The following is a 14639-nucleotide window of genomic DNA, read 5'->3' on the forward strand; positions in this document are numbered from 1 at the left end:
GCCGCTGACGCGCGCGGTTAGCCCGCCACCACCAGGGGTAGGGCAGCGTCACACACCCGTTCGACTCCTACGTGCCGCGCTGACCTCGAGCAGCGCGGCACACGCCCCAGAGAGGGTCAGGCCATGTCCAGCAACCTCCCACCCACGGGTCCGCCCGCCGGTCCGCCCACGGGTCCGCCCACGGGACCCCCCACCGGCCCGCCCCTCGGTCCGCCGCCGGGAGGCGGCCCCGAGTTCCTCGACAGCGGCCACGGTGGACCGATGCCGCCGTCGGGCCCGCCCCGTACGGGCCGCGGTCGGCGTCGGGGCCTGCTCGTCGGCGGTGGCGTGGTCGGACTGGCTGCGGTGGCCGGCGGCGCCTTCGCCGTCTACCAGCTGGCGTTCGCGACCGGCCCGCAGCCTGCCGAGGCGCTGCCCGACTCGACGATCGGCTACGTCAGCGTCGACCTCGACCCCAGTGGCAAGCAGAAGCTCGAGGCGCTCGAGACGCTGAAGAAGTTCCCGGCCTTCGACGACAACGTCGACATCGGCACCGACGACGACCTGCGCGCCAAGCTGTTCGAGTACGTCCAGGACGAGGGTGCCTGCCCGGGGGTCGACTTCGGCGACGACATCGAGCCCTGGCTCGGTGACCGGTTCGGCGTGGCCGCGGTCGAGGTCGGCAAGGCGCTGGCCCCCGACAGCGTCGGCATCGCCCCGGTCGGCGTGGTCCAGATCGACGACGCGGACGCCGCCGACGCCGGCCTCACCAAGCTCAAGGACTGCGCGGCCGGCGAGTCGGGGCCCGACGGGTCTGAAGGGGCCTCCGACACGAGCGGCGGGTGGTCGATCCAGGGTGACTGGGTCGTCATCGCCCAGAGCACCGAGATCGCCGAGGCCGTCACCGACGCCGCCCAGGACGCCCCGCTGTCCGACGACGACGCCTACCAGAAGTGGACCGACGCCGCCGGTGACCCCGGCATCGTGTCGGCCTACCTCGCCCCCCGGGCCGGGAAGTTCATCGCCGACGCGCTCGGCACCTTCCCGGTGGGTGTCTCGTCGTGCTCGAGCTCCTCCGAGGCCGTGCCGGGGGACGGGTCCGACTTCTCCGACGACTTCTCCGACTACTCCACCGACTGCACCGAGTCGCCGTCCGACGACACCGCCGACGAGTCGGTCAAGGCCCTGCAGGACTCCTTCGCCGACTTCGGCGGGGCGGCCGTGACGATCCGCTTCGACGACGGCGGCCTCGAGGTCGAGTCGGCCTCCAGCGCCGACTACCTGGGCCTCGACAAGGTCTACGGCTCCGACCGCGGCGACGACGTGGTCGCCGGGCTGCCCGACGACACCGCGATCGCGCTCGGCGTCGGCTTCGAGGAGGGGTGGTTCACCAACCTCACCGACTACCTCGACTCCTTCGGCGGCGGTCTGTTCGACGTCGAGGACGGCCTGCAGGCGATCGAGGAGCAGACCGGGCTCCAGCTGCCCGAGGACGCCGAGACGCTGGCCGGCGAGTCGGCGGCCATCGCGATCGGGGGCGACTTCGACCCCGCGGCGTTCGACGGTGACGCCCCCGACGACCAGCCCGTCGGGATCAAGGTCAAGGGCGACCCCGACGCCATCACCTCGATCATCGACCGGCTCCTGACCGACCCGGCGATCAGCGCCGGGGTCAAGGACGCGTTCGCCTACCAGACCGACGACGACCACGTCGTGGCCGGCTTCTCCGACGAGTGGTCCCAGAAGCTCATCGACGGCGGTGACCTCGGCGACAGCGACACCTACCAGGACGTCGTCGCCGAGTCCGGCGACGCCGCTGCCGTGCTCTACGTCGACTTCGACGAGGGGGACTGGCTCGAGCGTGCCGTGCAGTCCGACGGCGGCGACCCCGAGGTGCTCGCCAACGTCGCGCCGTTGCGGGCCCTGGGCCTGTCGGCGTGGACCGATGACGACGACGTGTCGCACAGCGTCTTCCGGATCACCACCGACTGACGCCCACCCACCACGAGCACGAGGGCCGACCCGTCGCCCCGCACCCCGGGGCGGCGGGTCGACGGCGTCAGGGGCGGGCGATGGCAGCGGTGGCGGCCGCGGTGAGCGCGACCAGGTCCTGGGGGGCCAGCTCGAGGTCGAGCCCGCGGCGCCCGCCCGAGACCAGGACCGTGGGGTGCTCGAGCGCAGACTCGTCGACGACGGTGGGGTGCGCCCGCTTCTGGCCCAGCGGCGAGATGCCGCCGACGACGTAGCCGGTGGCGCGCTCGGCGGCCGCAGGGTCGGCCAGCTGCGCCTTGCGGCCGCCGACCGCCCGGGCGAGCGCCTTGAGGTCGAGCTGGCCGGTGACCGGCACGACACCGACGACCAGACGCCCGTCGACGTCGGTGAGCAGCGTCTTGAAGACCCGGGCCGGGTCGACCCCGAGGGCCTGCGCCGCCTCCGCGCCGTACGACGTCACGCGCGGGTCGTGGGGGTACTCACGCACCTCGAACGCCACGCCGGCCCGCACCAGTGCGAGGGTGGCAGGGGTCCCTGCGGGCTGCTTCCTGGCCATGCGTGCTCCTCGGGCGGGTGAGACCTAGTTCGGGCTCCACCGGGTGCGGGCCACCTCGGTGGCCGGCAGCGAGGCGATGACGTTCATGGCCCGCAGCTCGGAGCGCAGCAGGTCGGTGACCAGCATCAGCCGGGTCTCGGCGTCGTCGGCCTCGAGCAGGGCCTGGCGCTCCTGCAACGGCAGCGGCGCACAGGCCGCGAGCGTCCACGACAGGTAGTTGGCGTCGCGGGGGAGCGTGCCCTCGTAGGGGTCGGACCGGATCTCCGAGAGGGCCTGCCGGTAGGCGGTGAAGGTCGCCCGCGCCCGCTCGAGGACGTCCTCGCCGACGCCGGCGTCGGGCTCGGCGAGGTCGGTCACGTGACCCACCGGGAAGAGCCCGGTCGTGTCGAGCCGGTCGAGCTGGATGCGGCTCAGGCCCACCGCGACGACGTCGAAGGTGCCGTCGGCGTTGGCCTCCACCTCGGTCAGCAGCGCCTTGCACCCCACCCGGAACAACGACTGCGCGCCGTGGTCGCCGACCTCGTACCCCTCGCGGATGCCCACCGAGCCGAAGACCCGCTCGGTCGGGTCCTCGATGCGCAGCAGGTGGTGCACCAGCGCGCGGTAGCGGTCCTCGAAGACCCGCAGGGGGACGCTCAGCCCGGGGAACAGCACCGAGTTCAGCGGGAACATCGGCAGCTCGACGGTCACGGGGGCCAACCTATACGCGACCGTCACCCCGATGGGCGACGATCGGCCCCCTCGGGGCAGACGTGCCCCAGAGGACGGGTGCGGCCGGCAGCCCGGCCGGGAGCGGTCGGTCCCACACCGCGCGACCCGCGCGGAGGGGTGGGCCCGGCCCTCCTAGACTGGCCCCATGATCCGTCGCATCGACCTGCGCGGCACCACCCTGGCGTCCGCCGACGACTACCGAGCCGTGGTGCCCCGAGCCGACTTCGACATCGAGGCGGCGGTCCCGGCGGTGCATGAGATCTGCGAGTCGGTGCGCACCCGCGGGCTCGAGGCGATCCTCGACTACGGCCGTCGTTTCGACGGCGTCGAGGCCGACGACATCCGCGTCCCCGCAGAGGCCCTGACCCAGGCCCTCGAGCAGCTCGACCCCGACATCCGCGCCGGGCTCGAGGAGTCGATCGCCCGGCTGCGTGCGGCCAGCGAGCGCGAGCTCGAGCACGACGTCACGACCGACTTCGGCCCCGGGGCGCGCGTCGTCCACCGCAAGGTGCCCATCGGCCGGGTCGGCCTCTACGTCCCGGGCGGCCTCGCGCCGCTGGTCTCCACGGTGCTGATGAACGTCGTGCCCGCCCAGGTCGCCGGCGTGCCGTCGATCGCCCTGACCTCGTCGCCGCAGCAGGAGTTCGGCGGCCTGCCGCACCCGACGATCCTCGCCGCCTGCGCCCTGCTCGGCGTCGACGAGGTCTACGCCGTCGGCGGCGCCCAGGCCATCGCGATGTTCGCCTACGGCGTCGGGCCGTGCGCCCGGGTCGACTTGGTGACCGGGCCGGGCAACATCTACGTCGTCACGGCCAAGCGACTGCTCAAGGGCCAGATCGGCATCGACTCCGAGGCCGGTCCGACCGAGGTCGCGATCCTCGCCGACGACAGCGCCGACGCCGACTACGTCGCAGCCGACCTCGTCGCCGAGGCCGAGCACGACCCCCTCGCCGGGGCCGTGCTGATCACCGACTCCGAGCAGCTCGCCGCGCGCGTCGAGGAGCGCCTCGACACGATGGTCGCCGCCACCAAGCACAGCGAGCGGGTGCGCGAGGCGCTGTCGGGTCGCCAGTCGGGCATCGTGCTGGTCGACGACCTCGACCAGGGCGTCGCCGTGGCCGACGCCTACGCCGCCGAGCACCTCGAGATCCACACCCGCGACGCCGCCGCGGTCGCCGGCCGCATCCGCAACGCGGGTGCCATCTTCGTCGGCGACCACGCCCCGACGGCCCTGGGCGACTACTGCGCCGGGTCCAACCACGTGCTGCCCACGGGCGGGTGCGCCTGCCACAGCAGCGGCCTCTCGGTGCGCAACTTCACCAAGTCGATCCACGTCGTCGACTACTCCCGCGAGGGCCTGCAGGCGGTGGCCGACCACGTGATCACCCTGGCCGAGGCCGAGGACCTCCCGGCCCACGGCGAGTCCGTCCGGGTGCGTTTCCCGCGATGACCTGGCCTCCCCTGCGGGAGGAGCTGCGCGGCATCGAGCCGTACGGCGCCCCCCAGCTCGACGTGCCCGTCCAGCTCAACGTCAACGAGAACCCCTACGGCCCCTCATCCGCGGTCGTCGCCGACATCGCGACCGCCGTGGCCCACGCCGCGACCACCCTCAACCGCTACCCCGACCGCGAGTTCCTCGCGCTCCGGACCGCCCTGGCGGCGTACCTGACGCCCGACGGGGGAGGCACCGCCGTGGCGCCCGAGCAGGTCTGGGCGGCCAACGGCTCCAACGAGATCATGCTGCAGCTGCTGCAGGCCTTCGGCGGACCGGGCCGCACGGCCGTGAGCTTCGCCCCGACGTACTCGATGTATCCCGAGTACGCCCGTGACACCAGCACCCGCTGGGTGGCCGGGCACCGGGCCAGCGACTACAGCGTCGACCTCGACGCGGCCCGCGCCCTGATCGAGACCGAGCGCCCGTCGGTCGTGCTGCTGCCCTCGCCCAACAACCCGACCGGCACCGCCCTGCCGCAGCACGCCGTGAGCGCGTTGTGCGAGACCGTCGGCGACGACGGGATCGTGGTCGTCGACGAGGCCTACGGCGAGTTCCGGCGCGAGGGCGTGCCGTCCGCGCTGGCCCTGCTCCCGGCCCACCGCAACCTGGTGGTCACCCGCACCATGAGCAAGGCGTTCGCCGGGGCCGGCCTGCGGCTGGGCTACCTCGCCGCCGACCCCGCGATCTGCGACGCCATCCGCGTCGTCCGGCTGCCCTACCACCTGTCGACCGTCACCCAGGCCGCCGCGCTCGCAGCGCTGCGCCACGCCCCCGAGCTGCTCGGCCGGGTCGACGACCTGCGCGCCGAGCGCGATGCCACCGTGACCTGGCTGCGCGAGCAGGGCCTCGAGGTCGCCGACTCCGACGCCAACTTCGTGCTCTTCGGCACCTTCGCCGACCGCCACGCGGTGTGGCAGAACCTGCTCGATCACGGGGTGCTGATCCGCGAGACTGGACCCGACGGGTGGTTGCGCGTCTCGGTCGGCACCGCCGACGAGATGGCGGAGTTCCGCGACGCCCTCACCCACACCCTCAAGGAGCTTCCATGACCCGCACCGCGCGCGTCGAGCGACAGACCTCGGAGTCGAAGGTCGTCGTCGAGGTCGACCTCGACGGCTCGGGCCGCCACGACGTCTCCACCGGGGTCGGCTTCTACGACCACATGCTCACCGCGTTCGCCCGGCACTCCCTGGTCGACCTCACGGTGCAGACCGAGGGCGACGTGCACATCGACGCCCACCACACGGTCGAGGACACCGCCATCGCGCTGGGCCAGGCGCTGCGCCAGGCGCTGGGCGACAAGCAGGGCATCCGCCGCTTCGGCGACGCCACCGTGCCGCTCGACGAGGCGCTGGTCCAGGCCGTCGTCGACGTCTCCGGCCGTCCCTACTGCGTGCACACCGGTGAGCCCGAGGGACAGGCCTACGTGCAGCTCGGCGGCTCCGGGGTGTCCTACCTCGGCTCGCTGACCCAGCACGTCTTCGAGTCGATCTCCTTCCACGGCCACCTCGCGCTCCACGTGCGGGTGCTGGCGGGCCGCGAGCCCCACCACATCGTCGAGACCCAGTTCAAGGCGTTCGCCCGGGCGTTCCGCGACGCCGTCGCGATCGACCCCCGCGAGACGGGCATCCCCTCCACCAAGGGTGCCCTCTGAACGGCAAGGACGTCGTCGTCCTCGACTACGGCTCGGGCAACCTCCGCTCGGTGGTGCGCGCCGTCGAGCGTGCGGGGGCCGACGTCACGCTCACCAGCGACTTCTACGCGGGCCTGGAGGCCGATGGGCTCGTCGTACCCGGGGTGGGGGCCTACGCCGCCTGCATGGCCGGGCTGCGCGCCGTCAAGGGCGACCGCCTGATCGGTCGCCGCCTCGCCGGTGGTCGCCCGGTGCTCGGCATCTGCGTGGGCATGCAGGTGCTCTTCGGTCGCGGCGTCGAGCACGGGGTCGAGACCGACGGCTGCGACGAGTGGCCCGGCACCGTGACGCGGCTGCAGGCCGACGTCGTGCCCCACATGGGCTGGAACACCGTCGAGGTGCCCGAGGGCACCGGCCTGTTCCGCGGCGTCGAGGGCGAGCGGTTCTACTTCGTGCACTCCTACGCCGCCCGCTCGTGGGACCTCGTCACCACCGGGCACACCCGCGAGCCGCTGGTCACCTGGGCCGAGCACGGCGGCGACCGGTTCGTGGCCGCGGTCGAGAACGGTCCGCTGTGCGCGACCCAGTTCCACCCCGAGAAGTCCGGCGACGCCGGCGTGGCGCTGCTGCGCAACTGGGTCGAAGGACTCTGAGGTGGCGGCCGGACAGCGGGCCCGCCGCCGCGAGGAGCGCGAGCGCCTGGCCGCCGAGGCGGCCGAGGAGCGCGCGGCCGCCGCCGCCCGGCGGGCCCGACGGGAGGCGCGGCGCCAGGTGCTCACCGGCTGGGTGCCGCGCCCCGCGCCGGTCGAGAGCGGCTCGCTGGCGGCTCGGCGTCGCCAACGCACCGGGCTCGTCGTGGCGTTCGTGATCGCCTTCAACGCCCTGGTCTGGCTCGGCACCGACCAGTGGGCGGCCCGGACCCTGTTCCTGCTGCTGAGCGTGCTCGTGGCCCCCATCGTCGTGTCGATCCTCAACCGGAAGTGAACGCCCCGTGAGTGCTGCCCCCTACCTCCAGCTGCTGCCCGCCGTCGACATCACCGAGGGTCGTGCCGTCCAGCTCGCCCAGGGCGTCGCCGGGTCCGAGCGGGTCTACGGCGACCCGGTCGCCGCGGCCCGGCGCTGGCAGGACGCCGGCGCCGAGTGGCTCCACCTCGTCGACCTCGACGCGGCGTTCGCCCGGGGCTCCAACCGTGCGTTGCAGGCCGAGATCGTCGGTGCGCTCGACATCGACGTCGAGATGAGCGGGGGCATCCGCGACGACGAGTCGCTGGCGTCCGCGCTGGCGACCGGCTGCCGTCGGGTCAACATCGGCACCGCCGCCATCGAGGACCCCGACTGGTGCGCCAAGGTCATCGCCGAGCACGGCGACCGCATCGCCATCGGCCTCGACGTACGTGGCCGCACTCTCGCCGCGCGCGGGTGGACCCAGGACGGGGGCGACCTCTACGAGACGCTGGCCCGCCTCGACGCCGAGGGCTGCGCGCGCTACGTCGTCACCGACGTGCAGAAGGACGGCATGCTCCAGGGCCCCAACCTCGACCTGCTCCGCGACGTGTGCGCCGCGACCGACCGCCCCGTCATCGCCTCCGGCGGCGTGTCGACGCTCGCCGACATCGAGGCCCTGATGGGCCTGGTCGACGCGGGCGTCGAGGGCGCCATCGCCGGCACCGCGCTCTACGAGGGCCGCTTCACGCTCCAGGACGCCCTCGCGCTGACCAAGGGGGCGCCGGCATGACCCTGGCCGTTCGGGTCATCCCGTGCCTCGACGTCGACGCCGGCCGGGTCGTCAAGGGCATCAACTTCCTCGACCTGCGCGACGCCGGTGACCCGGTCGAGCTGGCCCGCACCTACGACGCCGAGGGCGCCGACGAGCTGACCTTCCTCGACATCTCCGCCTCGCACGAGGGTCGCGCCACGACCATGGAGATCGTCTCGCGGTGCGCCGAGGAGGTGTTCATCCCGCTGACGGTCGGGGGAGGGGTGAGCAGCGTCGACGACGTCGACCGGCTGCTGCGCGCCGGCGCCGACAAGGTCGCGGTCAACACCGCCGCGATCCGCCGCCCCGAGCTGGTCGCCGAGATCGCCGACCGCTTCGGCAACCAGGTGCTGGTGCTGTCGGTCGACGCGCGCCGGGTCGCGACGGGCACCGACTCCGGCTTCGAGGTCACCACCCACGGCGGCCGCACGTCCGCCGGTCTCGACGCCGTCGCGTGGGCGGCGCGGGCGGCCGAGCTCGGCGCGGGCGAGATCCTGCTCAACGCCATGGACGCGGACGGCACCCAGGACGGCTTCGACCTCGAGCTGGTCCGGCGCGTGCGCGCCGAGGTCTCGGTCCCCGTCATCGCCTCGGGCGGAGCCGGCCGCCTCGACCACTTCGCCCCGGCCGTCGAGGCCGGTGCCGACGCCGTCCTGGCCGCCACCGTCTTCCACTTCGGCACCCTGCGGATCAATGAGGTCAAGGGCGCGCTGCGCGAGGCCGGCCACCCGGTGCGCTGACCCAGCGGTCACAACCCCAGGTCGGCCCCCCGCACCCTCGCGACGAGCTCGTCGCGGCCCTTGAACCCGAGCCCCCGCACCTGCTCGCGGCCGAAGAGGAACAGCACCAGCTCGACCACCGGTCCGGTGATCGTCACCGACGGCTCGCCCCCGCGCAGGGTCGCCACCTCGTCGGTGTCGTCGCGCCGGATCGAGACGGGGACCCCGGCACCGCGCACGAGCATCCGACCGGCCGTCCGGATCGAGCGCCACACCGTGTCGAGGTCGTCGGGGTCGAGCACGCGCGGGGTCCACCCGGCCTGGGCGCGGCGCAGGTCCTCGTGGTGGACGACGTACTCCAGGGTGTTGGCGAGCACCTCCACCGGGCGCAGCACGAACGGCGTCAGCCCCGGTTCGCGGACCCGGCCGACCAGCCTGCGGAAGTCGTCGCGCCCCGCGCGGTCCATGGCCCGGTCGGTGAGCGTGGCGAGGGGCGGCAGGGTGATGCCGAGGCCCGCGAGCGGTCGGTGCTCGCGGACGAACAGGTGCGCGAGCAGCTCGCGGGCGTCCCAGTCGCCGCAGAGGGTGGGGGCGTCCGGCCCGAGCTCGAGGGCGAGGTCGCACAGGTCGTGGCGCTCGCGGCGGGCGAGGGTCGGGCTCATGGCGCCAGCCTAGGAGCGTGCCGGACAGGGCGTGGTGCGGACGCCGCCTGGATGAGCACGACGCCGGTGCCCGGGAATAGCCTGCCCGGGGCGACAGGTTGCCGAGCGGGCCGGTCGTCCGGTCCACCACCGGACCCGCCACCGGTCAGTCAGGAGAACCGTGAGCACCACCACCGAGAGCCTCGACGAGGCACTCGACCACGACGGCGCCGACCGGCGCGGCCGCGGGTCGACGAGCGCCGGGTTCCGGGTGCTCTGGGTCGCGATCAAGCGCGAGCCGTGGATCTTCACCGTCTCGACCATCGGCAGCGTGCTCTTCGGCGCGCTCACCGTCGCCGACGCGTGGGTGCTCGGCTGGTCGACCGACCACGTCGTGCTGCCCGCCTTCGAGGACGGCGACATCGGCAACGACATGCTGCTGGCCGTCCTGGCCCTCTTCGTCGGGGTCGCGATCCTGCGGGCCGTCGGCATCGTGGCGCGCCGTCTCGGCGCCGGCATCATGCAGTACCGCATGCAGGCCCACTACCGCCGCGCCGTCACCCGCCGCTACCTCGCGCTGCCGATGGAGTGGCACCAGAAGCACCCGACCGGCGAGCTGCTGTCCAACGCCAACTCCGACGTCGAGGCGGCGTGGGGCCCCATCGCGCCGCTCCCGATGGCCGTCGGCACCGTTGCCATGATGGTGATCGCGGTGGTGCAGATGTTCTTCGCCGACGTCGTGCTGGCGGTCGTGGGCCTGCTGGTCTTCCCGGCCGTCATCGCGACCAACGTGGTCTACCAGGGCATCGCCCAGGGCTGGGCCACCCGCGCCCAGGAGCTGCGGGCCGAGGTCAGCGAGATCGCCCACGAGTCCTTCGACGGCGCGATGGTCGTCAAGACGCTGGGCCGCGAGGGCGAGGAGACCGAGCGCTTCGCGGCCAAGGCCCGTGAGCTGCGTGACGTCAACATCCGCGTCGGCCGCATCCGCGCCGCGTTCGACCCGACCCTGGCGGCGCTGCCCAACCTGGGCGTGCTCATCGTCCTGGCCGTCGGGGTCTCCCGGGTCACCAGCGGCGCCACCCAGCCCGGTGACGTGGTCACCGTCGCCTACCTCCTCACGATCGTGTCGTTCCCGATCCGTTCCATCGGCTGGCTGCTCGGCGAGTTCCCGCGCAGCGTCGTCGGGTTCCGGCGCGTCGACGCCGTGCTCAAGACCACCGGCGAGATGCCCTACGGCGAGCTGCGCATCCCGGCGAACGAAGGTGGGGCGCGGCTCGAGGTGGTCGACCTCGCCTACTCCTACGTCCCCGAACAGCCGCTGCTGCGCGACCTGTCCTTCACCGTCGAGCCCGGCCGCACCGTGGCCCTGGTCGGCGCCACCGCCTCCGGCAAGAGCACGCTGACCACCCTGCTCACGCGCCTGGTCGACCCCGACGAGGGCGCCGTCCTGGTCGACGGCCTCGATGTGCGCGACCTCGAGCGCGGTGCCCTGGCCGAGGTGCTCTCGATCGTCCCGCAGACGGCGTTCCTCTTCGACGACACCGTGCGCGGCAACGTCGCGCTCGGTGCCGACGTCAGCGACGACGAGATCTGGGCCGCGCTGCGCACCGCCCAGGCCGACGGGTTCGTCGCCGCCCTCCCCGACGGGCTGTCCACCCGGCTCGGCGAGCGCGGCACCTCGCTCTCCGGAGGGCAGCGCCAGCGCATCTCCCTCGCACGGGCGCTCGTACGCCGACCGCGGCTGTTGGTCCTCGACGACGCGACCTCGGCCGTCGACCCCGAGGTCGAGGCCCGCATCCTCGCCGGCCTGCGCCGCGCCGACGCCGGCTCGACCCTGGTCGTCGTGGCCTACCGCAAGGCCACCATCGGCCTGGCCGACGAGGTGCTCCACCTCGAGGACGGCCGCATCGTCGACCGCGGCACCCACGCCGAGCTCCTCGACCGCTCGCCGGCCTACGCGCGCCTGGTCAACGCCTACGAGCACCACGAGGTGACCGCGTGAGCACCGAGACCGACCTGGCCGAGGACACCCGGCCCACCGCCGCGTCGGGCGCCCGCAAGGCCTCGGCCTCGGGCACGACCATGACCACGGGCGAGGACCTCGGCGCCCTCGAGACCATCCGCCGCGGGGTCCACCACTCGCCCGAGCTCACCGATGGCATCCGCGGCACCCTCGCCCTCGCCGTCGTGGCGTCCGTCGGTCAGGTCGTGGTGCCGATCGCGGTCCAGCAGACCCTCGACCGCGGGCTGTCGCGACCCGACGGCCCCGACCTGTCCTTCACCGTGGTCATGGGGCTGGTCGCCGCGTGCGCGGTCGTGCTGACCAGCGTGGCGTCCTACCTGATGACCTCTCGGCTGTTCGGGGTCTCCGAGCGCGGCCTGGCCACGCTGCGCATCAAGGCGTTCCGCCACGTCCACGACCTGCCGCTGCTCACCCAGAACAGCGAGCGCCGGGGTTCCCTGGTCTCCCGGGTGACCAGCGACGTCGACCAGGTCAGCCAGTTCCTGGTCTTCGGCGGCCTGCTGTTCGTGATCAGCGTGGGCCAGGTCCTGATCGCCACCATCGTGATGGTCGTCTACTCCTGGCAGCTCGCCCTCGTGGTGTGGGTCTGCTTCGCCCCGCTCTTCCTCTCGCTGCGCTTCTTCCAGCGCAAGCTGTCCGACGCCTACGGCGTCGTACGCCGTCAGGTCGGCTCGATGCTCTCGGCCATCTCCGAGCCGGTGGTGGGGGCCTCCGTGGTGCGGTCCTACGCCGTCGAGGCCCGCACCCAGGCCCGCATCGACGAGGCGGTCGACGTCTACCAGCGCGCCAGCACCCGCGCCCAGGGGTTCACCGCGGTGTCGTTCTCCCTCGGCGGGCTGTCCGCGGGGCTGGCCAACGCCGGCGTCCTCATCGTCGGCATCTGGCTCGGCTTCGCCGACGACATCAGCGCCGGCGAGGTGCTGGCCTTCGCGTTCCTCGTCACGCTGTTCGTCGGGCCGGTCCAGCTCGGCACGCAGATCCTCACCGACGCCCAGAGCGCCATCGCCGGCTGGCGGCGGGTCATCGGCATCCTCGACACCCCCGCCGACCTCGTCGACCCCGGCCCCGACGGCCACGACCTGCCACGCGGCCCGATCGACGTCCGGTTCGACCACGTCGGGTTCGCCTACCCCGGTGGTCCACCGGTGCTGCGCGACGTCGACCTCACCATCGACGCCGGCCGCCGGGTCGCGATCGTCGGCGAGACCGGTTCGGGCAAGTCGACCTTCGCCAAGCTGCTCACCCGGCTGATGGACCCCAGCGAGGGGACGGTCCTGCTCGACGGCATCGACGTGCGCGACCTCACCCAGACCTCGCTGCGCTCCAGCGTGGTGCTCGTGCCGCAGGAGGGCTTCCTCTTCGACGACACCCTCACCGCCAACGTCCGCTACGGCCGTCTCGCCGCGACCGAGGACGAGATCCTCGCCAGCGCCGACGAGCTGGGCCTCGGCGACTGGGTCGCCGGTCTGCCCGACGGCCTCGACACCCGCGTGGGCCAGCGCGGCGAGTCGCTGTCGGCGGGGGAGCGCCAGCTCGTCGCCCTGCTGCGCGCCCACCTCGCCGACCCCGACCTCCTGGTCCTCGACGAGGCCACGAGCGCGGTCGACCCCCAGCTCGAGATGCGCATCGGCCGGGCCCTCGAGCGCCTGATGTCGGGGCGCACCAGCGTCACCATCGCCCACCGGCTGTCGACCGCCGAGAGCGCCGACGAGGTCATCGTGGTCGACCAGGGCCGCGTCGTGCAGCGCGGCCCGCACGCCGAGCTGGTCGCCGACCCCGACGGTGTCTACGCCGGCCTGCACCGCAGCTGGGTGGCCCAGCAGGGTCCCGGCGCTGCGTGACCGCCCACCTGCCGCGCCAGCCCGACGCACCCGCGGGTTTACTGGACCGGTGAGCCCGTTGGACCCCGCGATCGCCGAGCGCCTCAAGCGCACCCCCGACCCCAGCCCCGGTGGTGACGGCCGGGGCCTGGTCCCCGCCGTGGCCCAGCAGCACGACACCGGCGAGGTGCTGATGCTCGGGTGGATGGACGACGAGGCGCTGCACCGCACGCTGACCACCGGCCGCGCGACCTACTGGTCGCGCTCGCGCGGTGAGTACTGGGTCAAGGGCGACACCTCCGGCCACGTCCAGCGGGTCGTCGAGGTCCGCCTCGACTGCGACGGCGACACCGTGCTGCTCAAGGTCGACCAGACCGGGGCGGCGTGCCACACCGGCGCGCGCACCTGCTTCGACGAGGACCTGCTGGGTGGCTGAGCAGCAGGCGGCCCGCCGCCGGTTCGGTGTCGTGGTGCTCGGTGGCCTGGCCGCGGGCACGCTGGCGGCGGTCGCCGGCAACCAGGCCTGGGTGTCGATCGACGACGGCGGCACCGGGGACGCGGCGTTCGCCTCGGCCGTCTCGGCCGGCGGCGACCTCACGGCCCCTCCGGTCACCGCGACCGCCCTGGTGCTGCTCGCGACCTGGGGGGTGGTGCTGGTCAGCCGTGGGCGACCACGGCGCGCCGTGGCCTGGCTGGGCCTGCTCGCCGCGCTGGCCGTGCTCGGGTTCGCGCTGGCCACCTGGGTGACCCGGCCCGGCGACGTCAGCGACGAGCTCCGCAACCTCGACGTCGGGGTCGGTCGCACGCTGTGGGCCCACGTCGGAGTCCTGGCGGGGGCCGGGGCCGTCGCCACCTCGTTGCTGGCCGTGCGCGGCGTCCGTGGCTGGCCCGAGATGGGCACCCGCTACGACGCCCCCGCCGGTGCTGCCGGCGCCGCGAAGGGGGTCGGCCCGTCCGGCCTCCCCGTCGAGGAGCAGGCCAGCATCAACCTGTGGAAGGCCCTCGACGAGGGTCGCGACCCGACCGAGGACCCCGGCCACTAGACTCGGCAGCGATCCCCACGCACGAGCACGCACCAGCACGAGGAGCACCCATGTCTGACAACCACGGCAACACCCCGGCGGCCTGGACGGCCGTGGTGGTGGCCCTGGTCGGCTTCGCCGTCGGTGCCGCCGGACTGATGCTCGACCCGATCAACTACACGATCTTCTGGGTCGGCGTGGGCCTCAACGTCGTCGCAGGTGTGCTCTTCGTCGTGATGGCCAAGCTCGGCCTGCACGAGTCCGGTCACTGACCGACCTGTGTCCGGCCGAC

16 protein-coding genes are annotated in these 14639 nt (G+C 73.5%); 13 read left to right on the plus strand and 3 right to left on the minus strand.

Going from position 1 to position 14639, the window contains the following annotated elements; genetic code table 11:
• Nucleotides 1-123 precede the first annotated feature (123 nt).
• The gene (locus FZC61_RS13510; protein ID WP_148614706.1) at nt 124-1971 is read left to right on the plus strand and encodes a DUF3352 domain-containing protein; all 1848 of its coding nucleotides are present in this window, start codon (nt 124-126) and stop codon (nt 1969-1971) included.
• 67 nt (nt 1972-2038) lie between these two features.
• Here the strand turns inward: FZC61_RS13510 and ybaK are convergent, their stop codons facing one another.
• Nucleotides 2039-2527, minus strand: a complete 489-nt coding sequence (gene ybaK / locus FZC61_RS13515) for a Cys-tRNA(Pro) deacylase (RefSeq protein WP_148614707.1) — start codon at nt 2525-2527, stop codon at nt 2039-2041.
• A 24-nt stretch (nt 2528-2551) separates the two neighbouring features.
• Nucleotides 2552-3217, minus strand: a complete 666-nt coding sequence (locus tag FZC61_RS13520) for an LON peptidase substrate-binding domain-containing protein (protein WP_148614708.1) — start codon at nt 3215-3217, stop codon at nt 2552-2554.
• A 166-nt stretch (nt 3218-3383) separates the two neighbouring features.
• Here FZC61_RS13520 and hisD point away from each other — a divergent pair, with 166 nt between their 5' ends.
• The 7 genes from hisD to hisF are packed head-to-tail and all read left to right on the plus strand — an operon-like array spanning nt 3384 to nt 8862.
• On the plus strand, nt 3384-4688 hold the full coding sequence (hisD, locus tag FZC61_RS13525; protein ID WP_148614709.1) for a histidinol dehydrogenase: 1305 nt from the start codon (nt 3384-3386) through the stop codon (nt 4686-4688).
• Entirely contained in the window at nt 4685-5782 is a 1098-nt protein-coding gene (locus FZC61_RS13530) for a histidinol-phosphate transaminase (protein ID WP_148614710.1), read from the plus strand. The genes hisD and FZC61_RS13530 overlap by 4 nt, the downstream gene beginning before the upstream one ends.
• Nucleotides 5779-6387 (plus strand): imidazoleglycerol-phosphate dehydratase HisB, encoded by a 609-nt coding sequence (hisB, locus tag FZC61_RS13535; RefSeq protein WP_148614711.1) that lies wholly within the window; start codon nt 5779-5781, stop codon nt 6385-6387. Before FZC61_RS13530 ends, hisB begins: the two co-directional genes overlap by 4 nt.
• Complete coding sequence (hisH, locus tag FZC61_RS13540; RefSeq protein WP_148614712.1) at nt 6384-7019, plus strand: imidazole glycerol phosphate synthase subunit HisH; 636 nt, start codon at nt 6384-6386, stop codon at nt 7017-7019. The genes hisB and hisH overlap by 4 nt, the downstream gene beginning before the upstream one ends.
• Before the next feature lies 1 nt (nt 7020).
• Nucleotides 7021-7350 (plus strand): hypothetical protein, encoded by a 330-nt coding sequence (locus FZC61_RS13545; protein WP_148614713.1) that lies wholly within the window; start codon nt 7021-7023, stop codon nt 7348-7350.
• Between the two features lie 7 nt (nt 7351-7357).
• Nucleotides 7358-8101 (plus strand): bifunctional 1-(5-phosphoribosyl)-5-((5-phosphoribosylamino)methylideneamino)imidazole-4-carboxamide isomerase/phosphoribosylanthranilate isomerase PriA, encoded by a 744-nt coding sequence (priA, locus tag FZC61_RS13550; RefSeq protein ID WP_148614714.1) that lies wholly within the window; start codon nt 7358-7360, stop codon nt 8099-8101.
• Nucleotides 8098-8862: an imidazole glycerol phosphate synthase subunit HisF gene (gene hisF / locus FZC61_RS13555; RefSeq protein ID WP_148614715.1), complete on the plus strand. Its 765-nt coding sequence runs from the start codon at nt 8098-8100 to the stop codon at nt 8860-8862. The genes priA and hisF overlap by 4 nt, the downstream gene beginning before the upstream one ends.
• Before the next feature lie 8 nt (nt 8863-8870).
• Here the strand turns inward: hisF and FZC61_RS13560 are convergent, their stop codons facing one another.
• Nucleotides 8871-9503, minus strand: coding sequence for a TIGR03085 family metal-binding protein (locus FZC61_RS13560; RefSeq protein WP_148614716.1), 633 nt, complete (start codon nt 9501-9503; stop codon nt 8871-8873).
• Nucleotides 9504-9663: 160 nt separating this feature from the next.
• Here FZC61_RS13560 and FZC61_RS13565 point away from each other — a divergent pair, with 160 nt between their 5' ends.
• From FZC61_RS13565 to FZC61_RS13585, 5 genes are read left to right on the plus strand one after another with little or no spacing between them, the layout of a single operon-like run.
• Nucleotides 9664-11484: an ABC transporter ATP-binding protein gene (locus FZC61_RS13565; protein ID WP_148614717.1), complete on the plus strand. Its 1821-nt coding sequence runs from the start codon at nt 9664-9666 to the stop codon at nt 11482-11484.
• Nucleotides 11481-13346 carry an ABC transporter ATP-binding protein gene (locus FZC61_RS13570; protein ID WP_342780325.1) on the plus strand — a complete coding sequence of 622 codons (1866 nt, stop codon included), beginning with the start codon at nt 11481-11483 and terminating at the stop codon, nt 13344-13346. Before FZC61_RS13565 ends, FZC61_RS13570 begins: the two co-directional genes overlap by 4 nt.
• Nucleotides 13347-13395: 49 nt before the next feature.
• Nucleotides 13396-13761, plus strand: a complete 366-nt coding sequence (gene hisI / locus FZC61_RS13575; protein ID WP_211357248.1) for a phosphoribosyl-AMP cyclohydrolase — start codon at nt 13396-13398, stop codon at nt 13759-13761.
• Complete coding sequence (locus tag FZC61_RS13580; protein ID WP_148614718.1) at nt 13754-14368, plus strand: Trp biosynthesis-associated membrane protein; 615 nt, start codon at nt 13754-13756, stop codon at nt 14366-14368. The genes hisI and FZC61_RS13580 overlap by 8 nt, the downstream gene beginning before the upstream one ends.
• 50 nt (nt 14369-14418) lie before the next feature.
• Nucleotides 14419-14619 carry an HGxxPAAW family protein gene (locus FZC61_RS13585; protein ID WP_148614719.1) on the plus strand — a complete coding sequence of 67 codons (201 nt, stop codon included), beginning with the start codon at nt 14419-14421 and terminating at the stop codon, nt 14617-14619.
• Nucleotides 14620-14639 lie beyond the last annotated feature (20 nt).

Origin of the sequence: Nocardioides rubriscoriae, assembly GCF_008087085.1 — a bacterium.
In the GTDB taxonomy this organism is placed as follows: domain Bacteria; phylum Actinomycetota; class Actinomycetes; order Propionibacteriales; family Nocardioidaceae; genus Nocardioides; species Nocardioides rubriscoriae.